Annotated in this window: 22 protein-coding genes and 1 pseudogene; 7 read left to right on the forward strand and 16 right to left on the reverse strand. The window is 71.3% G+C overall.

The window, feature by feature from the left end:
* Positions 1–552 precede the first annotated feature (552 nt).
* Entirely contained in the window at positions 553–1,737 is a 1,185-nt protein-coding gene (locus ACYVD5_RS00515) for an EAL domain-containing protein (protein ID WP_460998826.1), read from the forward strand.
* A 69-nt stretch (positions 1,738–1,806) separates the two neighbouring features.
* On the opposite strand, the gene ACYVD5_RS00520 is transcribed toward ACYVD5_RS00515, so the two are convergent.
* Positions 1,807–2,808 carry an SGNH/GDSL hydrolase family protein gene (locus ACYVD5_RS00520; protein WP_460998845.1) on the reverse strand — a complete coding sequence of 334 codons (1,002 nt, stop codon included), beginning with the start codon at positions 2,806–2,808 and terminating at the stop codon, positions 1,807–1,809.
* Between the two features lie 288 nt (positions 2,809–3,096).
* Here ACYVD5_RS00520 and ACYVD5_RS00525 point away from each other — a divergent pair, with 288 nt between their 5' ends.
* Positions 3,097–3,540, forward strand: coding sequence for an SseB family protein (locus tag ACYVD5_RS00525; protein ID WP_460998827.1), 444 nt, complete (start codon positions 3,097–3,099; stop codon positions 3,538–3,540).
* Between the two features lie 424 nt (positions 3,541–3,964).
* On the forward strand, positions 3,965–6,148 hold the full coding sequence (locus ACYVD5_RS00530) for a hypothetical protein (protein ID WP_460998828.1): 2,184 nt from the start codon (positions 3,965–3,967) through the stop codon (positions 6,146–6,148).
* 79 nt (positions 6,149–6,227) lie between these two features.
* On the opposite strand, the gene ACYVD5_RS00535 is transcribed toward ACYVD5_RS00530, so the two are convergent.
* Genes ACYVD5_RS00535 through ACYVD5_RS00570 form a run of 8 tightly spaced genes read right to left on the reverse strand, consistent with a single transcriptional unit; the run spans position 6,228 to position 12,897 of the window.
* A complete protein-coding gene (locus ACYVD5_RS00535; protein WP_460998829.1) occupies positions 6,228–6,578 on the reverse strand; it encodes a metal-sulfur cluster assembly factor in 351 nt (116 codons plus the stop codon).
* Positions 6,575–7,060, reverse strand: coding sequence for a Fe-S cluster assembly sulfur transfer protein SufU (gene sufU, locus ACYVD5_RS00540; RefSeq protein ID WP_460998830.1), 486 nt, complete (start codon positions 7,058–7,060; stop codon positions 6,575–6,577). Before sufU ends, ACYVD5_RS00535 begins: the two co-directional genes overlap by 4 nt.
* Positions 7,061–7,081: 21 nt before the next feature.
* Positions 7,082–8,371 carry a cysteine desulfurase gene (locus ACYVD5_RS00545; RefSeq protein ID WP_460998831.1) on the reverse strand — a complete coding sequence of 430 codons (1,290 nt, stop codon included), beginning with the start codon at positions 8,369–8,371 and terminating at the stop codon, positions 7,082–7,084.
* Entirely contained in the window at positions 8,368–9,135 is a 768-nt protein-coding gene (gene sufC / locus ACYVD5_RS00550) for a Fe-S cluster assembly ATPase SufC (protein WP_460998832.1), read from the reverse strand. Before sufC ends, ACYVD5_RS00545 begins: the two co-directional genes overlap by 4 nt.
* A gap of 7 nt (positions 9,136–9,142) precedes the next feature.
* Complete coding sequence (locus ACYVD5_RS00555) at positions 9,143–9,475, reverse strand: non-heme iron oxygenase ferredoxin subunit (RefSeq protein ID WP_460998833.1); 333 nt, start codon at positions 9,473–9,475, stop codon at positions 9,143–9,145.
* Positions 9,468–10,637 carry a Fe-S cluster assembly protein SufD gene (sufD, locus tag ACYVD5_RS00560; protein WP_460998834.1) on the reverse strand — a complete coding sequence of 390 codons (1,170 nt, stop codon included), beginning with the start codon at positions 10,635–10,637 and terminating at the stop codon, positions 9,468–9,470. Before sufD ends, ACYVD5_RS00555 begins: the two co-directional genes overlap by 8 nt.
* Before the next feature lie 2 nt (positions 10,638–10,639).
* Entirely contained in the window at positions 10,640–12,052 is a 1,413-nt protein-coding gene (sufB, locus tag ACYVD5_RS00565; RefSeq protein ID WP_460998835.1) for a Fe-S cluster assembly protein SufB, read from the reverse strand.
* On the reverse strand, positions 12,052–12,897 hold the full coding sequence (locus ACYVD5_RS00570) for a helix-turn-helix transcriptional regulator (protein ID WP_460998836.1): 846 nt from the start codon (positions 12,895–12,897) through the stop codon (positions 12,052–12,054). Before ACYVD5_RS00570 ends, sufB begins: the two co-directional genes overlap by 1 nt.
* A gap of 281 nt (positions 12,898–13,178) precedes the next feature.
* Between ACYVD5_RS00570 and ACYVD5_RS00575 the strand changes: the two genes are divergently transcribed.
* The 3 genes from ACYVD5_RS00575 (at position 13,179) to ACYVD5_RS00585 (ending at position 15,404) form a co-directional block, all read left to right on the forward strand.
* On the forward strand, positions 13,179–14,150 hold the full coding sequence (locus ACYVD5_RS00575; RefSeq protein ID WP_460998837.1) for an ABC transporter ATP-binding protein: 972 nt from the start codon (positions 13,179–13,181) through the stop codon (positions 14,148–14,150).
* Complete coding sequence (locus ACYVD5_RS00580; protein WP_460998838.1) at positions 14,147–14,944, forward strand: ABC transporter permease; 798 nt, start codon at positions 14,147–14,149, stop codon at positions 14,942–14,944. The genes ACYVD5_RS00575 and ACYVD5_RS00580 overlap by 4 nt, the downstream gene beginning before the upstream one ends.
* Before the next feature lie 64 nt (positions 14,945–15,008).
* Entirely contained in the window at positions 15,009–15,404 is a 396-nt protein-coding gene (locus ACYVD5_RS00585) for a hypothetical protein (RefSeq protein WP_460998839.1), read from the forward strand.
* 14 nt (positions 15,405–15,418) lie between these two features.
* On the opposite strand, the gene ACYVD5_RS00590 is transcribed toward ACYVD5_RS00585, so the two are convergent.
* Positions 15,419–16,642 carry an arginine deiminase gene (locus ACYVD5_RS00590; protein WP_460998840.1) on the reverse strand — a complete coding sequence of 408 codons (1,224 nt, stop codon included), beginning with the start codon at positions 16,640–16,642 and terminating at the stop codon, positions 15,419–15,421.
* A gap of 222 nt (positions 16,643–16,864) precedes the next feature.
* Here ACYVD5_RS00590 and ACYVD5_RS00595 point away from each other — a divergent pair, with 222 nt between their 5' ends.
* Positions 16,865–17,914 (forward strand): EamA family transporter, encoded by a 1,050-nt coding sequence (locus tag ACYVD5_RS00595; protein ID WP_460998846.1) that lies wholly within the window; start codon positions 16,865–16,867, stop codon positions 17,912–17,914.
* Here the strand turns inward: ACYVD5_RS00595 and ACYVD5_RS00600 are convergent.
* The 6 genes and pseudogenes from ACYVD5_RS00600 to ACYVD5_RS00625 all read right to left on the reverse strand — a co-directional run.
* Positions 17,892–18,176, reverse strand: a pseudogene (locus ACYVD5_RS00600) (beta-ketoacyl synthase N-terminal-like domain-containing protein); the annotation flags it as partial. The gene ACYVD5_RS00595 and the pseudogene ACYVD5_RS00600 sit on opposite strands and share 23 nt — an antisense overlap.
* A gap of 640 nt (positions 18,177–18,816) precedes the next feature.
* On the reverse strand, positions 18,817–20,076 hold the full coding sequence (locus ACYVD5_RS00605) for a styrene monooxygenase/indole monooxygenase family protein (RefSeq protein ID WP_460998841.1): 1,260 nt from the start codon (positions 20,074–20,076) through the stop codon (positions 18,817–18,819).
* Positions 20,077–20,140: 64 nt separating this feature from the next.
* Positions 20,141–20,698 (reverse strand): GTP-binding protein, encoded by a 558-nt coding sequence (locus ACYVD5_RS00610; protein WP_460998847.1) that lies wholly within the window; start codon positions 20,696–20,698, stop codon positions 20,141–20,143.
* Positions 20,699–20,723: 25 nt separating this feature from the next.
* Positions 20,724–21,083: a DUF742 domain-containing protein gene (locus tag ACYVD5_RS00615; RefSeq protein WP_460998842.1), complete on the reverse strand. Its 360-nt coding sequence runs from the start codon at positions 21,081–21,083 to the stop codon at positions 20,724–20,726.
* Between the two features lie 50 nt (positions 21,084–21,133).
* Positions 21,134–21,559, reverse strand: a complete 426-nt coding sequence (locus tag ACYVD5_RS00620; RefSeq protein ID WP_460998843.1) for a roadblock/LC7 domain-containing protein — start codon at positions 21,557–21,559, stop codon at positions 21,134–21,136.
* A gap of 94 nt (positions 21,560–21,653) precedes the next feature.
* On the reverse strand, positions 21,654–21,901 hold a 248-nt coding region (locus tag ACYVD5_RS00625), incomplete at its 5' end, for a hypothetical protein (RefSeq protein WP_460998844.1).

A 21,901-nucleotide genomic window follows, 5' to 3' on the forward strand; every position in this document is an offset into this window, starting at 1 on the left:
ACGACCACTGACCGGTACACACAACAACTCCCATCAACGATCTAGGGCGTGTTTGGTGGGTCCGCCCGTAGCGAGCGGCGCACTCGCGTGTGCCCCGCGCCCGATGCGCGAAGCGCGGTTGCGGCGCGGGGCGCTGCGCCCTGGCCCTGGCCGGTGGATTGATCCGCGACCGGCAGGGTCCATCGGCGCCGCTCGGGCCGATCGGCCCTGCCGGGACACAACCGCCGTTCACTGCTTCGCCTACGCGTCCGCGTGCCCTGCCCGGGTGCGCGGACGCGGGTGTGTACGGGGCGCGGCCATCCGCCGCCCCGTTGTAGTATTCCGCTTCCCAGCGGCCACACAGCGCTGCGCGGCCGCTGGGAGGCCCGCGGCGTTGCAGGCGGGGCGGGGCACCGGCTCCGCAATCCGCCGCCGGCCGCGGATACGCCGCAGACCGCAGGGACCCGTTTTCCGATCATTGCAGGTGAACGCTGCAGGTCCGGTTGGGGAAGTCTGTCCCAAATCCCCTTCAACCCCCCTGACACGGCCGCCGCGCTCGGCGAGGATTGCACCGTGTCCCTCGAGTCCCTGGCGTTGAGCGAAGTGCAATCGAGCCCGGGTGGCAGCCGGAGCGATGCTGCCGACGGCGCCGCCGGCCACGAGGTGGTGTTCCGCCCGGTGGTCGACCTCGACTCCGGCGCGGTACTGGCGGTCGACGCCGATCTCGCCCCCTCCGGCGGCCGGCCGCAGCCCGAGTGGCCCGCCGATCCCGCCGCCGTGGCCGAGCAGCTGGCCCGGCTGGTCCGCAGCGCCACCGCCCGCGAGTCCCTGCTGCCTCTCGTACTCCCGCTCCCGGCGCAGGCCATGACGGCTTCGCCGGAGGTGTTCCAGCTGTTCGAGGACACTCTGCGCCGGTGCGGCCGGCGCCCCCGCGATGTCACCGTCATGCTGGGCCCCGACCTGCCGCACGTTGCCCGCGAGCCGCTGGTGCGCGCCATCGCCCGGCTGCGCGAGCAGGGGTTCCGCTGCGCGCTGGGTACCTCCGCGGTGGCGCCGGACCTGCTGCTGGAGACCACGCCGTTCCTACTGCGCATCGATCCCGGAATCGTCGCCGGCCTGCCCGGCGACCAGCGCTTGGCCGCACTCGTGGACGGCCTGGCGCGCATCGGGCACGGGGCCGGGGTGTTCCCGGTCGCCGCCGGTGTCACATCCGACGAGCAGGTGCACCGGCTGCGCGAGGCCGGAGTGCGGCTGGCCCAGGGCCCGCTGTTCGCCGACGACGCCTGGATGCCCGGCGACCGGGTCGTCACGGTCCCCGTCGCGTCGGTCGAGTCCGCCGGCGCGCGCCACGACTCCGGGCCGCCCATCACCGAGTTCATGCGCCCGCCGGTTGCCATGAACACCGACGCCACGGCCGAGGAAGTGCTGGACGCCTTCAGCGGTGACACCGCACTGAACAGCGTCGTGCTGATCGACCACCGCGACCGCCCGGCCGCCCTCATCGACCGCGCCCGGTTCCTGCTCGCGGTCACCGGGCCCTACGGCCACGCCCTGCATGCCAAGCGCCCGGCGCACCGGCTGGCCGACCCTCCGCGCACGGTCCCCCGCAACTACCGGGCGATGGCGGCGCTGCGGGCGGCGGGCGCCGACCGCGAGCGCGTCTACGACGACCTGATCACGGTGAACGAGTTCGGCCAGTGCACCGGGATCGTGCACGTGGGCGATTTGATCCAGAGCCTGGCGGGCGACGGCGCCTGAAGACCCGGCGCGCCCGCCCTCCGCGGCGGCGCCGCGGGTCCGGTGCCGCCGCCCGCGCCGCCTCGGCTTTCAGCGGCCGCTGGTGTGCCCGCGCCCGCGCTGCCGGGCCCGGCCCGCGGAATCGGAGCCGCCGTTGGCGGAGCCGCCGCCGGCCGATCCGTCCTGCGCTGGGTCGGCGCCGGCCGAGCCGGTGGCCTCGGCGGTGCCGGCAGTGGCGCCGGTGTCGGCACCGTGTCCGGGTGCGGCCGCTGCGGCGGGGTCGGGGCCGGGCTGCAGTTCGGCCGGGTAGGGCCGCTTGGGCCGGCGTCCGTCGCCGGAGGAGCGCCCCAGCGCGCGCCGGCTCACCCACGGCATCAGGTGCTCGCGGGCCCAGCGCAGGTTCTCGCGGCGGCGCAGGATGCGCGGCAGCCGCTCAGGCGGAGTGTCCCACGGGCGGGCCCAGGCCTCGCGGGGCCCCATGGGCTCGCCCAGCAGGTCGGCGATGCGGGCGGCGACGATGCGGTGGCCCGCGGCGTTGAAGTGCAGCCGGTCCTCGCTCCAGGCGCGCGGGTCGTTCAGCGCCCCCATCGACCACAGATCGACGATGTCACTGCCGGTGCGCTCGGCGATGGCGCGCAGGTGCATGCTGAACACCGCTATGCGCCCGCGGTAGACCCGCAGCACGGGGATCCACCCGGTGTCGTGGCCGGAGAGCACCACCACGCGGATCCCGGCGTCGCGCAGGCGCCGGATGCCGGCCTCGAACTCCGCCGCAAGGTCGTCGAGGTTGGAGTTGGGCCGCAGCACGTCGTTGCCGCCCGCGTGGACAGTGACCAGGTCCGGCCCGAAACCGAGTGTCTGCTCCAGCTGCTCGCCGAAAATGTGGCGCATGCGCCGGCCGCGCACGGCGAGGTTGGCATAGCGGAACCCGGGCGCCGAGGCACTCAGGTGCTCGGCCAGGCGGTCGGCGAATCCGCGGTATTCTCCGTTCGGTGAAAGGTCTTCGAGCCCTTCGGTCAGGCTGTCGCCGATGGCCACGTAGGAGCGGAAGGCTGCGGGCCGCTGCGCCTGATCGCCCTCGGGGGGATTCATCTCCAGGTCAGTCACATCAACCAATCATGCAGCTCGACCGCGTGCGCGGGCACGCCAGGGCCCGCGGCGGCGCGCGGGGAGCTCGAACGGGGTGTGCCCCTCGCGACACGGACCGGTATGTGTCAACGGGGAGGGGCAAGGGTAGGGCCTGCCCGACAAGCATACCTCCGGCCGTCACCGAGCAGCCTGCGTCCAGGACCGATGTCCGGCCATCCCCTGGTTGGCCGACACCGGTCGGAGGCACCGGAGGCATCCGCCAGATGGAACGCAAGGAGCCGTCCCGCCCGCATGAGCAACAGCAACGCCACTCCGGACAACAACGAGCAGCCCGCCGGCGAGGAATCCGCGGCCTTCCCGGTCAACGCCGTCGAGCAGGCGCTCCAGGAGGCCATGGCCCAGGCCGGCGGCGAATCCACCGATCCGGAACCCATCAGCAGCTTCATTTCCACCCTGCGTGAGGGCCAGGTCTGGATTCCGCTGCCGCAGGGGTCGGGCTCCCAGGAGGACGGCTCGGTCGCACTGCCCACCCTGGAACTGGAGGGTGCGCAGTTCATCCCGGTCTTCACCTCCGAGGAACAGCTCGGCCTGAACAGCGCTGAGCTGCCCTACACCGTCCTGGCCACGCGGGACCTCGCCGAGGCGATGCCCGACGGCGTGGGGCTGGCCCTGAACCCGGGCAACCCCGCCAGCGTGCCGATCTACCCCGACACCGTCGCGGTCCTGGCGACCTGAGGACTCCGCACGCCGGCGGCCCGTGTTCTGCCGCGGGCCGCCGGCGGCCCGCCCTGCACGTGAGGGCGGCGCGGTGCGGCGGCCGGATGCGGACTGCGGCGGTGCGCCGCCGCCCGCGTGTAATCCGGATCACTTTTTCCCGCGTTCCATCGAAACCGGACATTCCACGCACCTGTCGGGTTACCGCGTGTGCGGGCGGTGCGGGCGATCGGCGTTCGCCCGCCGCCACCCGACCCGGCACTATCCAACCGCCGCACTCGCACGTACGATCACCGAAAGGTGCGCCCATTCGATCCCCGGACCCCGACCGCCCGCGGCGGCCGGCCCCCCGGCCCGGCCGAGTGGACATACTGTTGAGCACGAATGCCGATGCCCGCGGGACTCCCCCACCCGCCGATTTCCCGGAGGTCGAGGTCCGCCGCAGATGAACGCCGTCTCCCCGATCTGCCTCACCGACCTCGTCCCCGCATTGCGGTGGAGCGATCCCGCGCTGGTGGGCCCGGTACTGTGGCACGCCCGTCTGGTCGAGGGCTGGTGGAGCTCGCTGCCCCTGCCCCGCGTGCTCGACATCGCCGGATCCACCTGGCTGGCGCACTCGCTGGCCAGACTGGCATCGGAGCAGTGGAGCCACCTCGAACTGGGCGAGTTCGTGCCCTCGCTGCGCGCCATCGGCGTCGACCTCGACGACATCGCCGAACCGGTGCGCGGCGCGCTGCTGATCACCGCCGGCGGCTGGGAGCGCCTGCTCTCGGCCACGCCGGCCGCCATCAGCGCCTGGGGCCTGCCCGAGAGCTGCGGGCCGCTCGACATCATCAGCACCGCCACCTGGCGCGCGGTGCAGCCTTTCGCCACCGAGCAGAGTGCCGCCGCGGCCCCCTCGCCCGCGCTGATGGTCGAAGCCGTGCACACCCTGGCGCACTGGATGCCCAAAACGGCCCCGGAGCACGTGCACCGCGCCCTGGCCTACCTCAGTACCGCCACCGGCGCGGGTCCGGCCGAGACCGGCGCCGAGGCCGACGAATCACCGCAGCGGCTGAGCCCGGCCGGCCGGGCCATCCGCACCCTGCGGGCGCTGCGCGCCCAGCGCGACGAAGAGGCCCAAGCGGACGCCGCAGCATCCACCGCAACCACCGAACCGGCCGCAGCCGCCGCACCGGCCGAGCCCGCCCAGCAGCCGGCCGCGGGCGCACCCGCCGCCGAAAACCGTACCCGGGCCTCCTCGTTCCGCAGTTCGCTGCTGGGCCCCGGCGGCACGCTGCGCCGCCCCTCCTTCGGGCCGCCCAAGGAGTCCGGCGCAGGCGAGCCGCAGCAGGGCCCCGAGCTGGGCCGCAACCCGCTGGTGGACCTGCTCGAAGAGTTCCTGCGCAACTGGTCGGACCTGGAACGCAACGTGGCCGCCGAGCGGTTGTTCGCGTCCGACCCCATCAGTATCCGGCTGCTGTCCGACCAGCTCGGCGTGGACCTGCGCGAGATCCGCAACGCCCAGCGCACCGTCGAGGAACGGCTGCTGCAGTGGCTGGGGTCGCCCGCCGGCGCCCCGCTGACCAAGCACATGCGCGAGCTCTCCGACCACCTGGGCTCGGCCGCCACCGTCGACCACCTGATCAGCGCCCACCCCGACCACCCGGTCGACGTACCCTCGTTGGGCACCCCGCTGTGGCGGGTGGTCATCACCCTGTTCACCGACCGCCGGCTGCACAACGGGTGGCTGGTGGGCGACGACCCGCACCGGATGCGCTGGCAGACCCGCGACATCCTGGGCGACGCGCCCAGCATCTCCGACGCCGCGATCCGGCTGGGGCGGCTCGGCATCCGCCAGCAGGCCGTGCGCGCGTGGCTGCTGAGCACCCCCGGGGTGACCATCCGCGAGGGCCACGTGCTGGTCGACCCCTCCATCCCGGTCGAGAACCCGCCGCCCGGCTCCGGGTTCGGCACCCACACCCCTGCCGACCCCGGCCCCGAGGCCGACGGCAGCACCACCGCCAACGGGCTGCCCATCCGGCGCCGGCCCGGCGCCGACGAGTCGCCCGCCGAACGGCCCGAACCGCAGCCGGCCGAGCCGCAGCCGCCGCAGGTGGCGGCCTCGGAGCGCTGCTTCCGCGCCCCCGACGGCCGCTGGTGGCACCGGGTGGACGTCTCCGGCGACCACCTCAACGGTGCCCCGGTCACCGTGCCGCCGGGGTATGCGACCCACCTGGGGCTGCAACCGGGCCGCCTGCTGTGCCTGACCGCGCCGGGCGCCGACCTGCTCGTGCTGGTCTGGCGCGACCAGCCCGCGTTCGACTCGCTGCGCCCGCTGCTGCGCCGGCTCTCGGCGCAGCCCGGGGACCGGGTGTTCATCACCGTCAACGGCGACCAGCTCGACGCGCGCCGCCTGCCTGCGGCCGACCTGAGCGGGCACAGCCCCACCAGCCGGGCGCTGCACCTGATCGGCTACACTGCGCCCGCCGCCACCGACGAGGCATTGAAGATCATCGCCCGGCGCATCACCGACGACGGCGCCGACACGTTGGTGGCCGAGCCCCAGGCCCTGCTGGACACCCTCACCGAACGCGGCGACACCGACATCGCCCACGAACTGCGGCCGGCGCTGACCCCGGCGCACTGATCGGCGGTTACATGAGAAACCCCTATGGCCCGCGCGGACGGGGCCATAGGGGAGAAGCCGGCTGTGCGGGGATTCCCGGTCAGACGTTGAAGCCGAGCATCCGGAGCTGGTCGCGGCCGTCGTCGGTGATCTTGTCCGGGCCCCACGGCGGCATCCAGACCCAGTTGATCTTGACTTCGCGCTCGAACTCGTCGAGCGCGGTGGTGGCCTGGTCCTCGATGACGTCGGTCAGCGGGCAGGCGGCGCTGGTGAGCGTCATGTCCAACGTGATGGTGTCGGTGTCGGCATTGACCCCGTAGAGCAGTCCGAGGTCGACGACGTTGACGCCCAGTTCGGGGTCGATGACGTCCTTCAGCGCCTCGTGGATCTCCTCGGCCAGTGCACTGTCGCCCGCGGGCTCCGGCGCGGTGGCGGTGTCCTGTTCGGTCATGAGGCGCCCTCCTTCTCCGTTTCCAGGGACTGGGCGGTCGCGTCCTTCCACGCCATCCAGGCGAGCAGGGCGCACTTGATACGGGCAGGGTATTTCGACACGCCGGCGAAGGCCACCGCGTCATCCAGCACGTCCTCGTCGGGCTCGGCCTGACCCTTGGAGTGCATGAGCTCGGTGAACGAGTCGAGCATGCGCATGCCTTCGTCGACGCTGCGCCCGATCAGCAGGTCGGTGAGCACCGAGGCGCTCGCCTGGCTGATCGAACAGCCCATGCTGTCGTAGGACACGTCTGCGACGGTGGCCTTGTCGTCGAGCCCACCCCCCTCGGCGGCGGGCGTGAGGTGCACGCGCAACGTGATCTCGTCGCCGCAGGTGGGGTTGATGTGGTGGGCTTCGCCGTCGTGCGGCTCCCGCAACCCCTTGTTGTGCGGGTTGCGGTAATGGTCCAGGATGATCTCCTGGTACATGGAGTCGAGCTGCATGGTAGCGGCCTGCTCCCCCTTCTAGCGCGCCGCCGCGGTGCCGAAGAACCGCTGGGCCGCCCGGATTCCCTCAGCCAGTGCATCGACCTCGGCGAACGTGTTGTACAGGTAGAACGACGCCCGAGTGGTGGCCACGGTCTCGTAGCAGCGGTGCAGCGGCCAGGCGCAGTGGTGGCCCACCCGCACCTCGACACCGAGGTCGTCGAGGACCTGGCCCACATCGTGCGGGTGGATGTCCTCGACCGTGAACGAGACCGCGCCGCCGCGGTCGTGGGTGTCGGCCGGGCCGATGATGCGCACGCCCGGCACGTCACTGATCTGCTTGAGCGCGTACTCGGTGATGGCCCGCTCGTGGGCCTGCACGTTGTCCATGCCCAGCGCACTGAGGTAGTCGCAGGCTGCGGCCAGCCCGACGGCCTGCGGCGCCATGGGCACCCCGGCCTCGAACCGCTGGGGCGGGTCGGCCCAGGTGGTGTGGTCCATGTAGACCACACCGATCATGGACCCGCCGGAGATGAACGGCGGCATGGCCGCCAGCAGCTCCGCACGCCCCCACAGCACGCCGATGCCGTTGGGCCCGAGCATCTTGTGCCCGGAGAACGCCAGGAAGTCCACGCCGAGTTCGGCGGCGTCGACCGGCATGTGCGGCACCGACTGCGCGGCGTCGATCAGCACCAGCGCGCCGTGGGCGTGGGCGCGCTCGGCGATGTCGGCGACCGGGTTGACGGTGCCCAGCACGTTGGACTGGTGGCTGAGCGCGACGAGCTTGGTGCGGTCGTTGATCAGCTCGTCGATGCCGCTCAGGTCCAGCCGGCCTTCGGAGGTCACCGGGAACCACCGCAGGGTGGCACCGGTGCGCTGGCACAGCTGCTGCCAGGGCACCAGGTTGGCGTGGTGCTCCATCTCGGAGACGACGATTTCGTCGCCGGGACCGACGACGAACCGGGCGTACTCCGGGCCGCTGGTGGCGGCGTTGCTCATGGCATAGGCCACCAGGTTGATGGCCTCGGTCGCGTTCTTGGTGAACACGACCTCGTCCGACTGCGCGCCGATGAACGCCGCGATGGTGGCGCGGGCGCTCTCGTAGGCGTCGGTGGCCTCCTCGGCGAGCTGGTGCGCGCCGCGGTGCACCGCCGCGTTGTGGCGTTCGTAGAATTCCCGTTCGGCATCGAGTACCTGCCGGGGCTTCTGCGAGGTCGCTCCGGAATCGAGGTACACCAGCGGGCGCTCAGCGCGGACGGTGCGGGCCAGGATCGGGAAATCGGCCCGCACCGCCTCGACGTCGAGGCGCCCCAGCTCGCTTATGGTCACTTCGCCGCGCCTGCCTTTGCGAAACGCTCGTAGCCCTCGGACTCCAGCACGTCGGCCAGCTCGGGGCCGCCGGATTCGGCGACGCGCCCGCCGGCGAACACGTGGACGTGGTCGGGCTTGATGTAGTTGAGGATGCGGGTGTAGTGCGTGATGAGCATGACGCCCACTTCGCCGGTCTCGCGCGCCCGGTTGATGCCGGCCGCGACGACCTTCAGCGCATCGACGTCGAGCCCGGAGTCGGTCTCGTCGAGGATTGCCATGCGCGGCTTGAGCAGTTCGAGCTGGAGGATCTCGTGGCGCTTTTTCTCGCCGCCGGAGAAGCCCTCGTTGACGCCGCGGGCCGCGAAGGAGGACTCGATGGACAGGTTGCCCATGGTCTCCTGCAGCTCCTTGGAGAACGTGCGGAGCTTGGGTGCCTCGCCGCGCACCGCGGTGACCGAGCTGCGCAGGAAGTTGGACATGGACACGCCCGGGACCTCGACCGGGTACTGCATCGCCAGGAACAGGCCGGCGCGAGCGCGCTCGTCGACGCTCATCTCCAGCACGTTCTCGCCGTCGAGCAGGACCTCGCCCTCGGTGATCTCGTAGCGGGGGTGGCCGGCGATGGCGTAGGCCAGGGTGGACTTGCCGGAGCCGTTGGGGCCCATGATCGCGTGGGTCTCACCGGAGTTGATGGTGAGGTCGACGCCCTTCAGGATCTCCTGGCGCTCCTCGGCCCCGATGAGCACATCGGCGCGCACCCCGCGGATTTCGAACTTGGTCATGTGTGATTCAGCCTTTTGAACTCTGGGTGTCCAGCGAGACGAGGACGTCGTCGCCGTCGATCTGCACTGCGTAGGTGGCGACCGGTTGGGTCGCCGGCGGGTTGATCGGCTTGCCTGAGCCGAGGTCGAAGCAAGAGCCGTGCAACCAGCACTCCACGGTCCCGTCTTCGACCTCGCCCTCGGACAGGTTGACCTCGGCGTGGGAGCAGATGTCGCTGATGGCGTAGATCTCGCCTTCGCTGCGTACCACCGCCACCGGCGTTTGGCCGATCTCGACGCCCAGCGCGCCCTCGTCGGGGACGTCGCTCAGCGAACACACCCGGGTGTATCCGTTACTCATGGAGCGCCAGCTTCTCCTCCACCTCGTTCATGATGCGCTCGCGCAGTTCAGGAACCTCGATGCGGCCGATGAGCTCCTGGAAGAAACCGCGGATGACCAGGCGCCGGGCCTCGTCGGCCGGGATGCCGCGCGATTGCAGGTAGAACAGGTGGATGTCGTCGAGCCTGCCGCTGGCGCTGGCGTGGCCGGCGCCCTCGACCTCTCCGGTGAAGATCTCCAGGTTGGGCACGGAGTCGACCCGGGTGCCGTCGGTCAGCACCAGGTTGCGGTTGTGCTCGTAGGAGTCGGTGCCGGAGGTGCCTTCGCCGATGATGACGTCGCCGATCCACACCGCGTGGGCATCCTCGCCGCTGAGCGCGCCCTTGTACTCGACGCGGCTGCGGGTGTTGGACTCGTTGTGGTCGATCAGCGACCGGTGCTCGTGGTGCTGGCCCTTGCCGGTGAAGTACAGCCCGTGCAGTTCGGCGTCGCCGCCGGTGCTCCGGTAGCGCACGCTGGGCGACAGGCGGACGAGGTCGCCGCCGAGCGTGATCACGAAGCTGCGGAACCGGGCGTCGCGCCCGACCGTGGCGTACTGGTGGGAGACCTGGACGGCGTCGTCGTCCCAGTCCTGCAGGCTGACCACGGTCAGCGAGGCGCCGTCCTCGACGACGAACTCGACGTTGTCGGCGTAGACGGCCGAACCCGCGTACTCCAGCACCACGGTGGCCGCCGAGTGGCGTTCGGCGCGCACCAGGATGTGGCCGTAGGCGTCGCCGTGTTCGGTGCCGGTGATCTTGACGAACACGGGTTCGCCGAGCGCGGTCTCCTTGGGCACCGTGATGACGGTTGCCGGGTTGAAGTCGGTGAAGCTCTCCCAGGCCAGCGCGCTGACGCGGTCGTTGGGCAGGAAGGACGCGCCGAGCCGGGAGTCGTCGCGCCCGACGTACTCGACGGCGGCCTGCGCAGAACCGGAGACCTCGACGGCGACCGTGCCGTCGGCGATCTCGCGGCCCTGGTGCAGGCCCCGCAGCCGGCGCAGCGGCGTGAAGCGCCATTCCTCTTCGCGCCCATTGGGCACGGGGAAGCTCGAAGAGTCGAAGGACCCGTGCACATCCAGGCGCGAGACCGGGATGTCACCGCCGTGGGAATGCTCCCGGATTCCGAGATTGGGGCTGGCCATGCTTAACCGACCGCTCCTTCCATCTGCAGCTCGATCAGCCGGTTGAGTTCCAGCGCGTACTCCATGGGGAGTTCGCGCGCGATGGGTTCGACGAACCCGCGGACGATCATCGCCATGGCCTCGTCCTCGTCCAGGCCCCGGCTCATCAGGTAGAAGAGCTGGTCTTCGCTGACCTTGGAGACGGTGGCCTCGTGGCCCATCTCAACGTCGTCCTCTCGGATGTCGTTGTAAGGGTAGGTGTCCGAGCGGCTCATGGTGTCGATGAGCAGCGCGTCGCACTTGACCGTGGACTTGGAGTGGTCGGCGCCTTCTTGGACCTGGATCAGGCCGCGGTAGGAGGCGCGGCCGCCGCCGCGGGCCACCGACTTGGAGACGATGGTCGAAGAGGTGTTGGGCGCGCAGTGCACCATCTTGGAGCCGGTGTCCTGGTGCTGGCCCTCGCCGGCGAAGGCCACCGACAGGGTCTCGCCCTTGGCGTGCTCGCCCATCAGGTAGACCGCCGGGTACTTCATGGTCACCTGCGAACCGATGTTGCCGTCGATCCACTCCATGGTGGCGCCCTCGTAGGCGACGGCGCGCTTGGTCACCAGGTTGAAGACGTTGTTCGACCAGTTCTGGATGGTCGTGTAACGGCACCGGGCGTTCTTCTTGACGATGATCTCGACGACCGCCGAGTGCAGCGAGTCGGTCTTGTAGATCGGCGCCGTGCAGCCTTCGACGTAGTGGACGTAGGCGCCCTCGTCGACGATGATCAGGGTCCGCTCGAACTGGCCCATGTTCTCGGTGTTGATGCGGAAGTAGGCCTGCAGCGGGATCTCGACGTGGACGTTCGGCGGCACGTAGATGAACGACCCGCCGCTCCAGACCGCGCTGTTGAGTGCGGCGAACTTGTTGTCGCCGGGCGGGATGACCGTGCCGAAGTACTCCTGGAAGAGCTCGGGGTGCTCCTTCAGGGCGGTGTCGGTGTCGAGGAAGAGGACGCCCTGCTCCTCCAGGTCCTCGCGGATCTGGTGGTAGACGACCTCGGACTCGTACTGCGCGGCGACACCGGCGACCAGGCGCTGTTTCTCGGCTTCGGGGATGCCGAGCTTGTCGTAGGTGTTCTTGATGTCCTCGGGAAGCTCTTCCCAGGAGGCGGCCTGCTGCTCGGTGGAACGCACGAAGTACTTGATGTTCTCGAAGTCGATCCCACCGAGGTCGGCACCCCACTCGGGAAGCGGCTTCTTGCCGAACAGGCGCAGCGACTTGAGGCGGAGCTTCCTCATCCACTCCGGCTCGTTCTTCTTGCCGGAGATGTCGAGGACGACATCCTCGTTCACGCCGCGACGGGCAGAGGCACCGGCCGTGTCGGAGTCGGACCAGCCGTACTCATAGGTGCCGAGCCCTTCGAGCTCGGGGTGCGCGGTAGACGTCATTACGCGGATCCTCCTGGACTCAGACGTCCTTCATCGGGTGCGGCCCGCCCCTCGCCCGAGGGCAGGCCGGTGTTCTCATCATCGGTGCGCGACGGCGCCCGGTTCCCGGCGGGACGGGAATCGGCCGCGGCGAGGTCGCGCGGGGTGACGTGTGTGGTGCACACGCCGTCGCCGTGGGCGATGGTGGCCAGCCGCCGCACCGGAGTACCCAGCAACCGTTCGAAGGCCTCGACTTCGGCCTCGCACAGTTCGGGGAACTCCGTGGCGACGTGGGCCACCGGGCAGTGGTGCTGGCAGAGCTGGTCGCCGCCGCCCGGAGCAGGGGCCTCGCCGGCCGATGCCGCGTAGCCGTCGTTGGACAGCGCCTCGGCCAGGAGCCGGATGCGCTGCTGGGGCGGCGCATCGGCCAGCATCGGGCGGTAGCGCCGTTCCAGATCGGCGACCTGGCTGCGGGCGAACTCGGAGACGGCCGCGGATCCCGCTTTTTCGGCGAGGAACCGCAGGGCGCTGGCAGCGAGATCGTCGTAGCCGTGCACGAAGGCATCGCGCCCGGCTGCGGTGATGACGAAGACGCGGGCCGGCCGGCCGCGGCCCCGGCGCCCGCTGGTGCGGGAGTCGCGGGCTTCGACCATGCCCTCGCTCATCAGATTGTCAAGGTGGCGGCGGATGGCCGCCGGGGTGAGGCCGAGCCGTTCGCCCAAGGTGGCGGCGGTGACGGGACCGTGTTCGAGGATCAGCCGCGCAACACGGGCGCGCGTACCGTTCTCGGCACCCCGTTCGGGGCCGTAACCGGCCGCGGAGGCGCCGGTGGCGGCGCTTCCTTCGGCCTGCTGACGGTTCCCCATGTTTTTCACAACATCAGTGTGGCGTAAATAAGTCCCAGCAGGCAAACACGGGCCGATGCGGTTGATCACTGAGCCCAGCCTGCCCTTACCGGCCTTGCCGCCCTGCGGTACTGCGTCCGCGGCCCGGCGAACAAGAGGGCGGATGCCCGGCTAACCGCCGGAAACCGCCCTTAAACGGCAACAACCCCGCACGCCGGGTATTCCCGCGGGCGGGTACCGTTCCCACTCCTACGGCCGGGCCGGTGCGGGCCCTGCCCCGCACCGCCATAGACTCGGTACCCATGGAAACCGCCGCGGTCGAGGCCACTGATCTGGTCAAGCGCTACGGCAGTGCCACGGCCGTGGCGGGCCTGTCGTTCTCCGCCGCCCGCGGCCGGGTCACCGCCCTGCTCGGTCCCAACGGCGCCGGCAAGACCACCACGGTCGAGACCTGCGAGGGGTTCCGCCGCGCCGACTCCGGCCGGGTGCGGGTGCTGGGGCTGGACCCGGCCGCCGACGCCGCCGCACTCAAACCGCGCGTGGGCGTGATGCTGCAGGCGGGCGGCGTGCCCACCGGTGCCCGCGCCGGCGAGTGGCTGCGCCTGGTGGCCTCCTTCCACGCCCGGCCCGTCCCGCCGGCGGTGCTGCTGGAGCGCCTGGGACTGGTCTCCGCGGCCTCGACCCCCTTCCGGCGCCTGTCCGGCGGCCAGCAGCAGCGGCTCAGCCTGGCCGCTGCCGTGGTCGGCCGCCCCGAACTGGTCTTCCTGGACGAGCCCACCGCGGGATTGGACCCCCAGGCGCGCCACGCCACCTGGGACCTCATCGCCGAACTGCGCGACAGCGGTGTCGGCGTGGTGCTGACCACCCACTACATGGAGGAGGCCGAGCGCCTCGCCGACCATGTCGTGATCATCGACCACGGGTGCACCGTGGCCGCCGGGGCGCCCGGCGAACTCACCGACTCCCGCCAGGAACTGCGGTTCTACGCCGAGGCCGGGCTCGACACCGGCGCGCTGGGCACGGCGCTGCCCGGCGCCGTACGCGTCGAGCAGCGCGTGGAACGCGGACCGGCGGCGGCCGACCGCAACGGCCGGCCGCGCACCGAATACGCTGTCACCGCCGATGGCCCCGACGGGATCGGCCCCGAACTGATCGCCGCCGCCGGCTCCTGGTGCGCCTCCAACGGCGTGTCCCCCGAGGGGCTGCGCGTGCAGCGGCGCAGCCTTGAAGACGTCTTCCTCGAACTGACCGGCCGGGACCTCCGCGAACAATGATCGAACCACGAACCCAGACAGCCACCGCCCTGTTCGCCCCCGCTCCCGGGGCGGCACCACTGCACCGCATGGTCGCCGCGCAGGCGGGCATGGAGCTGCGCATCATGCTGCGCAACGGCGAGCAGTTGCTGCTGACAATGGTGATCCCGCTGCTTCTGCTGGTGGGTTTCAGCGTCACCCCGGTACTCGACCTGGGGCCGGGCCCGCGCGTGGACTTCCTGGCGCCGGGCGTGCTGGCGCTGGCCGTGCTGTCCACGGCCTTCACCGGCCAGGCCATCGGCACCGGTTTCGAACGCCGCTACGGCGTCCTCAAACGGTTGGGCGCCACTCCGCTGCCGCGCGGCGGGCTGCTCGCCGCCAAGACCCTGGCGGTGCTGGGCGTGCAACTGGTGCAGGCCGTGCTCATCTGCGGCGTCGCGGCGGGGCTGGGCTGGCGGCCCGACACCGGCGCCGCCGGGGCCGGCTACGCGGTCGTGCTGGTGCTGCTGGCCACCGCCTGCTTCAGCGCACTGGCGCTGCTCATGGCGGGCACGCTGCGCGCCGAGGCGACCCTGGCCGCGGCCAACCTCGTCTATGTGGTGCTGCTGGGGCTGGGCGGCGTCATCTTCCCCGTCGACCGGCTGCCGGCCGCCGCCCAACCGGTGGTCGAGGCGCTGCCCATCACCGCGCTGGCCGGCGGCCTGCGCGCCGTACTCGCCGACGGTGCGGCACCCGCCTGGGGGCCGGTGGCCGTGCTGGCGGTGTGGGCGGTAGCCGCCGCGGTGCTGGCCGGCCGCCTGTTCCGCTGGGAGTAACCGCCCGGCGCCCCGGCCGCGCTGCGGCACCCGTGCCCGCGCCCGGCGCTATAGGCTCGTGCGGGTGGAATTCATCGGTGTGCCCCTGGTGGCGCTGATCCGTTCACTCGGCCCGCCACTGGTGGTGCTCGCCGTCGGAGCCGTGCTGCTGGCGCGCCGCCGGCCGGTGCGGGCGCGGCTGATGTGTACGGCACTTGCCGTCCAACTGGGCGCCGCCGCGCTGCCCTTCGCTTGGCTGCTGCTGCAGGCCGGCACCGGTTTGGGCGGGCGCACCGAAGTGGGGCTCGCGATGATCCTCGTGCAGCCGGCCGTAGAGGCGCTGGCCTGGCTGCTGGCGATCGCCGCGGTGGCGGGCGCCGCACCGCAGCAGACGGGCGGTGCGGATCCGCCGCGCACGGCCGCCCGGCCGGCCCGCACTGGGCCGGACCGCGCCGCGGCGCGCGGGGGCGGCGAGGGGTGAGCGCCGGCGGGCGCTCACGGCTCGTCCCGCTCCAGCGGGCAGGTCATGCAGTGCGGGCCGCCGCGGCCCCGGCCCAGTTCGCTGCCGCTGATCTCCAACACCTCGATGCCGTTGCCGCTCAGGTAGGCGTTGGAGGCGGCGTTGCGCTCGTAGGCGACCACGACTCCGGGTTCCAGCGCGAAGACGTTGCAGCCGTCGTCCCACTGCTCGCGCTCGGAGGAGAACACGTCCTGGGTGGGGGTGAGCACGGTGATGCCGTCGAGCCCGGCCGCCGCGGCGATCGCGTCGTGCATGCGCTCGGGCGGGTTGTCGGTGACCTTGAGTTCCTTGTCGGTGTCGCCGGGTTCGATGGTGTAGGACGGCAGCATGCCCAGGCCCGCGTACTTGGTGAACACCCCGCGGTCCAGGCAGGTCATCACGGTGTCCAGGTGCATGATGGCGCGCGCCTTGGGCATCCACACGCCCAGCAGGCGTTCGGCGCCGCCGCGGGCGAACAGTTCGTGGGCGAGCATCTCGACGGCCTGGGGCTGGGTGCGTTCGCTCAGGCCCACCAGCACCGACCCGTTGCCGATCGGCATGATGTCGCCGCCCTCGATGGTCGCCGGACCCCACGCGTGGCCGGGGTTCCACAGCTCGAACGCCGCGCCGGCGAACAGCGGGTGCCACCGGTAGACGGCCTCGTAGTGGATGGTCTCGCGGCGCCGCGCCTTCTTGCGCATGGCGTTGATCGACACGCCGCCGCCGATCCAGCAGGAGGTGTCGCGGGTGAACAGGTGGTTGGGCAGCGGGGTCAGCACGAAATCGTCGGGCGCCAGGGTGTGCAGCCACACCGAGCGGGGCTCGGCGATGCGCTCCAGCAGTTCGCGCTTGGTGATCCCGCCGATGAGGTGGCCGCGCAGCGCCGCGGGGTCCATGGCCTCGAACGCCGAGCGCAGCGCATCGACCGCCATGGGGCCGAAGAAGCGCTGGTCCCAGATGCAGTCCAGGATGTAGGCGCGGGCTTCGGGCAGCGCCAGCACGTCCTCCAGCAGGTCGCCGAAGAGGTGCACCGCCACACCGCGGGCCCGCAGCAGCGCGGTGAAGGCGTCGTGCTCCTCGCGCGCCCGCTCGGCCCACAGCACGTCGTCGAAGAGCAGCGCGTCGTTGTTGGAGGGGGTCAGCCGGCTCAGTTCCAGGCCGGGGCGGTGCACGATGACCTGCCGCAACCGCCCCACCTCGGAAGTCACCGAAAACGGCATGGGCTCCTCGTTTCGCCTGGAAGCACCTGCAACCGCGTGTTGCGCGTGCAAACCAGCATTCCGCCCTGCCGGGCGCCCGAAACCTCGCATCTGCGCACCGCCCGCCGAACCGCCGCCCCGAGACGGGGCGGGCCGCAGCGCGGGCCGGGCGCGCCCATAGGATGGGCGACCGTGAGTGCGAACGCAGCGGTCAATTCATCCGGTGGTCCCACCTGGGCCCGGCTGTCCAGTGGCGCCGCCCTGCTGCGGGCCGCGGGCGAGTCGGTCCCGCCGACCTGGTTCGTGCTCGTGGGCATCCTTTCGGTGCAGGCAGGCGCCGGTGTGGCCAGCCGGCTGTTCGCGGTGCTGCCGCCCAGTGCGGTGGTGTGGCTGCGGCTGCTGACCTCGGCGGTGGTGCTGCTGGCGCTGGCCCGGCCCGTGCTGCGCGGCCGCACGCGCGCCGACTGGATGGTGGCCATCGCCTTCGGGGTGTCCCTGGCCACCATGAACTTCGCCATCTACCAGTCGTTCGCGCGGATCCCGCTGGGCATCGCGGTCACCATCGAGTTCCTCGGCCCGCTGACGGTGGCGGTGATCGGATCGCGGCGCCGGACCGACCTGCTGTGGGTGGCGCTGGCCGGTGCGGGGGTGCTGCTGCTGGGCCGCAGCGATGGCGCGCTCACCCTGGCGGGAGTGCTGTTCGCGCTGTTGGCGGCGGCCGCCTGGGCGGGCTACATCCTGCTCAGCGCCGCCACCGGGCGCCGCTTCTCCGGTATGTCGGGGCTGGCGGTGGCCAGCGTCGCCGGCACGGTGCTGATGGCCCCCGCCGGGGTCGCCGCAGGCGGCACGGCGCTGCTGGACCCAAAGCTGCTGCTCATCGGCCTGGCGATCGGGCTGCTGTCCTCAGTGGTGCCCTACACCCTGGAGATGCAGGCGCTGCGGCGCATGCCGCCGCGGGTGTTCGGGATCCTGATGAGCCTGGAGCCCGCAGCCGCCGCCCTGGTGGGCCTGGTGCTGCTGGGCGAGGTGCTGTCGCTGTGGCAGTGGCTGGCGATCGGCTGCGTGGTGGCCGCCAGCGTCGGCGCGACCCGCCGCCCCCGCGAATCCGGGCAGCGCCGCGCGGACCGGGACGGCGCCGGCTCCGGGGAGGAGCCGGAGGAGCGCGGTGAACCGCGGCCGGAGGACCCGGGTGCCGCGGGTGCTTCGGACCCGGCCGGGTCCGGCGGCAGCGGCCCGCGGGCGAGAGCGTGCCGAAGCCCTGTTCGGCGTCCGCGCCCGCGGCCGAGACGTTGAGGTGCGCGCCGCCCGCCGCGGCCAGGTCGGATTCCCCGCGGCGCAGGCTCTCCATGGCGAGGTGGACGGCCACCAGCGATGCGGACTGACCGGTGTCCACGGCGATGCTGGGGCCGTGCAGGCCGAGTACGTAGGAGATCCGGTTGGAACACACGGTCATGAGCGTTGGCGCGACGCAGCCGGATCCGCGGATCAGCGGATCAGCGGTGGACCCCGGTTGTGCGGCGCCAAGAACAGCGGCCCGCGGATTTCCGTTGATCATTCAGCGCAGAAATGGTCTTTTCCCACCGCGGAATGATCTTTCTCGGTGGCGGGTTTCCACGCCGTTCACCACCGGGCCCGGAGTGTCAACTGCACCCCATTTGCTCGCTCCCGAATACGCGGTGCGCCGCGCGAACTCCGCCGGGGGCAGGCGGGCCGGCGGCCGGCGCGGCGAGGGAAGTGGAGATGATCGGCAAATGAGGTGTGCTGTGCCGTGGCGGGCCCCGCGTTTCCACCAGTGGTTCCACCGGAAATCAAGATCAACCTGAAAACCACCCACGGGCGACATACTCCCCAATAGGCAACATGTTCCGCATCGACGGTGACGACACAGAGAGCGTAACCCCCACCTATAATCGGGGCAATAGTACGACTGTTCTGGATATTGCGGATAGCAGACCAGCGGGAAAGGACGAGAACGGCGGTGGGGAAAGGCACGGAGGCAGCCGGTGCAGCCGGCGCGGTGGGGGTGCGGCGGGTAACTCGCGGCATGCGTGCGGCCCGGATGCCCCGCGAGGCATCCGGGCACGTCCCCAACGGTCGGCCCGCATCCGCCCACCCGCAGCGCGCGCAGCAGGTGCGGCCGGCTCGGCCGCCTCGGCCGGAAGGGGCCGCCCGCTGCCGGTCGTCCGGTTGACCGGCTACCCGTTGCCGTGCCTGGCGGCGACCTCGGCCAGGTAGCTGCGTGCGAGCTCGGGGTCGTAGAGCCAGTTGTCGAAGTCCGGCGGGTAGTCCCAACCCTGGATCCAGCGGTCGCCGATCTCCGGATGGGTTGCCGAGCCGGCCAGCAGCTCCTGGAAATGCTCGGGCAGCTCCCGCTCCCAGATCGTGGAGTTCAGTTCGGCGAAGCGCTGGACCGGGAGCCCGTACTGCCAGAAGCGCTCGAAGGTACCGGAGAGGAACTCCGCGTCGAACGGGCCGTCGCCGTGCTCGATGATGCTCTGCAGGTAGCTGCGGGCGCAGCGGGTGGAGTGGTTCCAGCCCTGGCCCACGAACGGGTCCATGGCGATGACCACGTCGGCGATCCCCAGCACCAGCCCGCCGGACGGCAGCACGCCGACGGGGTTGCGCACCTGCGGTGTCAGATACTCGACCAGTGTGCTGGCGCCGTCGATCGGCGCAGCGCCGCGCACCCGCTCGTAGTAGTCCGGGGCGTACTTGCGCAGCAGCTCCTGCATGCGCCGCCACTGCTCGTCGGGGAGCGGCCGGTCGGGCCAGGCGTCCATCGGCCCGCCGCGCTTGTCGCCGAGGAACAGCGAGTGGCAGGGGCCGTCGGCGACCAGGAACGGCACGAAGATCATATTCCCGGCATCGGCGGTCGACGCCGCCCAGCCGATGTTCTCGCTCTCCTGCGGTTCGGGGGCGACACCGTGGATGTGGGCCTGGGCCACCACCCGCGGGCGCGCGCCGCTGAAACGGCTGGTGTCGTGGTCGAACAGCGCCCCCAGCTCGCCGTGGCCCACGGCGACCACGATCAGGTCGAACATCCGCGAGAAGTAGTCGAGGTCGGTGATGGTGACGCCGTGGATGACGACCTTGCCGCCGGAGTCCTCGAAGTACTCCAGCCAGTCGGCCATCTTGATCCGCCGGTCGATGGAGACCGTGTACCGGTCCTCCGTGCCGGTCCTGCCCTTCAGCGTCAACGGCGCAGACCCCGACGGATAGAGGTGGATCTTGAAGTCCTCCATCCGGGGTGCCTGGCCGCTCCAGAAGTCGAGCTGGAGCTCGCGCTCGTACTCCAGTGCCGTCGGGAACGTCATCTGGGTGATGGCGGGCCGGCCCGTGCGGATTTCCAGCGAGCTCTGCCCGGTGATCACCGTGACGTCGTAACCGTGGCCGAGCAGGCCGTGGGCCAGGTGGAGACCCGAGTGCCCTGCGCCGACGATGAGGATCTTGCGCATGTATGTGGTTCCTTCTCGGGGAGTCTGCGGTGCGCGCCGGCCGCCGGGCGGCCGCGCGCGGCCGTCACCCGACCGGCGCCGCGGCCGCGTTGTTCGACAGTGCGTACTTGAGCAGTGTCTTGAGCACGGTCCCGCCCGAGGAGCGGTCGCGCGCGTCGAAGTCGAGGATGGGCACGCCGGCGCCCACCTCCAGTGCCTCCCGGATCTGCTCGGCCGTGTGCTCCATCCGGCCGTCGAATCTGTTCAGCGCCACGATGTAGGGGATGCGGCGGTTGGTCTCGAAGTAGTCGACGGCCTCGAAGCTGTCGGCCAGCCGGCGGGTGTCGACGACCACGACCGCGCCGACGGCCCCGCGGACGAGGTCGTCCCACATGAACCAGAACCGGGCCTGGCCGGGCGTGCCGAACACGTACATGATCAGTTGCCGGTCGACGGTGATGCGGCCGAAGTCCATGGCCACGGTGGTGGTGAACTTCCGGGGTGTGGCGGAGTTGTCGTCGTGCCCGATGCTCGCCTCGGTCATGACCGCCTCGGTCGTGACCGCGGGAATCTCGGAGACGGCCCCGACCAGGGTCGTCTTGCCGGCGCCGAAACCGCCGGCGACGACGATCTTGGTCGACATCTTGGTGGGGATATCGGGCGAGATGTCAGGTGAAAAGTCGTTCGAGACCACGGAGAGCCCTCTCGAGAACCTGGTGTTCGGACGGGCTGTTGCCCGTGATGGTCGGGTGGATGTAGACGAGTCCCAGCTCGGCGAGGTCGCTCAGCAGCACCTGGGTCACACCGAGCGGGATCTTCAACTCCGCCGAGACCTCGGCCACCGAGCGGGTCTCGCGGCACAGCAGGTAGATCCGCTGCGACTCGGGCATGAGCTTCCCGGGCGCTTCGGAGCTGGGGTCGGCGGTGGAGACGAGCGTCTGCACCATGAGGGGATGGCGCGACCTGGTCCGCCCGCCCGTGAACGTGTAGGGGCGGATGCGCGAGCCCCTTCTTTTGCAGTAGCTCATGACTGTGGCAACCTCTTCATGATTGGCTCCCGGCCTGCCCGGCCACCGGCTCAGTTCCCGATGACTTCGCGCAGCTCCGACCTGAGCTGGGGCGTGAGGGCGTGGCCGACGTTCTCCACCAGGCGGGTCATCTGGTAGGCGACGATCTTCATGTCCGCTGTCGGCGCGGTGAGCACCGCCAGGCACGAGCCGTCGCTGATCGACATGACGAACAGGTGGCCGCGCTGCATGCGCACGATGAGCTGCTCGCACTCGCCTTTGGCGAACAGTTTCGCGCCGCCGACCGCCAGGCTGTACATGCCGCTGGCGATCGCGGCGAGCTGCTCGGCGTGCTCTTCGGGGAAGTCCCGGGAGGAGGTCAGGACGAGGCCGTCGGAGGAGACGACGACGGCGTGGTCGACGCCGGGGACATCGGCGACGAAGTTGGAGATCAGCCACGCGAAGTTCTCTGCGGTAACGTTCATCTGCTCGGTCATTGCTTTTCCAGCCTCTCGCTAGGCCTGCGGGGATCGGTGCCGGAACCGGCGCACTCGTGCGGCGGTGCGCCCGCCGCGGGGGGCGCGCGGCCGGTCACCGGTCCGTCGGGTGGCCGCCTTCGTCCGAGGCGGCGCGCTCGCCCTCGATGAACCCGTCCAGGTCGTCGCGGATCCGCTCGGCCCTGTCGCCGCGTTCGTCGGTGCGGTCGGGGATGTCGGGGTCCGCTGCGGGCATCATGCGCAGCGGCGACGCGTGCGCGGCGCTGCGCCGGGGCAGCCCGGCCGGGGTGTCCGCGGCGGTGCCGCCGTCGTTGCGCTGACCGCCGCGGGCGGGGCCGTCCG

It is taken from the genome of Streptomonospora sediminis (genome assembly GCF_054778995.1).

What these genes read in the sequence shown, in the direction of transcription:
- sufU (WP_460998830.1), bottom strand. Translation starts at nt 7,060, where the DNA reads ATGCAGCTCGACTCCATGTACCAGGAGATCATCCTGGACCATTACCGC.
- ACYVD5_RS00555 (WP_460998833.1), bottom strand. Translation starts at nt 9,475, where the DNA reads ATGAGTAACGGATACACCCGGGTGTGTTCGCTGAGCGACGTCCCCGAC.
- ACYVD5_RS00530 (WP_460998828.1), top strand. Translation starts at nt 3,965, where the DNA reads ATGAACGCCGTCTCCCCGATCTGCCTCACCGACCTCGTCCCCGCATTG.
- sufC (WP_460998832.1), bottom strand. Translation starts at nt 9,135, where the DNA reads ATGACCAAGTTCGAAATCCGCGGGGTGCGCGCCGATGTGCTCATCGGG.
- sufB (WP_460998835.1), bottom strand. Translation starts at nt 12,052, where the DNA reads ATGACGTCTACCGCGCACCCCGAGCTCGAAGGGCTCGGCACCTATGAG.
- ACYVD5_RS00575 (WP_460998837.1), top strand. Translation starts at nt 13,179, where the DNA reads ATGGAAACCGCCGCGGTCGAGGCCACTGATCTGGTCAAGCGCTACGGC.
- ACYVD5_RS00605 (WP_460998841.1), bottom strand. Translation starts at nt 20,076, where the DNA reads ATGCGCAAGATCCTCATCGTCGGCGCAGGGCACTCGGGTCTCCACCTG.
- sufD (WP_460998834.1), bottom strand. Translation starts at nt 10,637, where the DNA reads ATGGCCAGCCCCAATCTCGGAATCCGGGAGCATTCCCACGGCGGTGAC.
- ACYVD5_RS00610 (WP_460998847.1), bottom strand. Translation starts at nt 20,698, where the DNA reads ATGTCGACCAAGATCGTCGTCGCCGGCGGTTTCGGCGCCGGCAAGACG.
- ACYVD5_RS00570 (WP_460998836.1), bottom strand. Translation starts at nt 12,897, where the DNA reads ATGGGGAACCGTCAGCAGGCCGAAGGAAGCGCCGCCACCGGCGCCTCC.
- ACYVD5_RS00620 (WP_460998843.1), bottom strand. Translation starts at nt 21,559, where the DNA reads ATGACCGAGCAGATGAACGTTACCGCAGAGAACTTCGCGTGGCTGATC.
- ACYVD5_RS00580 (WP_460998838.1), top strand. Translation starts at nt 14,147, where the DNA reads ATGATCGAACCACGAACCCAGACAGCCACCGCCCTGTTCGCCCCCGCT.
- ACYVD5_RS00525 (WP_460998827.1), top strand. Translation starts at nt 3,097, where the DNA reads ATGAGCAACAGCAACGCCACTCCGGACAACAACGAGCAGCCCGCCGGC.
- ACYVD5_RS00520 (WP_460998845.1), bottom strand. Translation starts at nt 2,808, where the DNA reads ATGAATCCCCCCGAGGGCGATCAGGCGCAGCGGCCCGCAGCCTTCCGC.
- ACYVD5_RS00615 (WP_460998842.1), bottom strand. Translation starts at nt 21,083, where the DNA reads ATGAGCTACTGCAAAAGAAGGGGCTCGCGCATCCGCCCCTACACGTTC.
- ACYVD5_RS00535 (WP_460998829.1), bottom strand. Translation starts at nt 6,578, where the DNA reads ATGACCGAACAGGACACCGCCACCGCGCCGGAGCCCGCGGGCGACAGT.
- ACYVD5_RS00590 (WP_460998840.1), bottom strand. Translation starts at nt 16,642, where the DNA reads ATGCCGTTTTCGGTGACTTCCGAGGTGGGGCGGTTGCGGCAGGTCATC.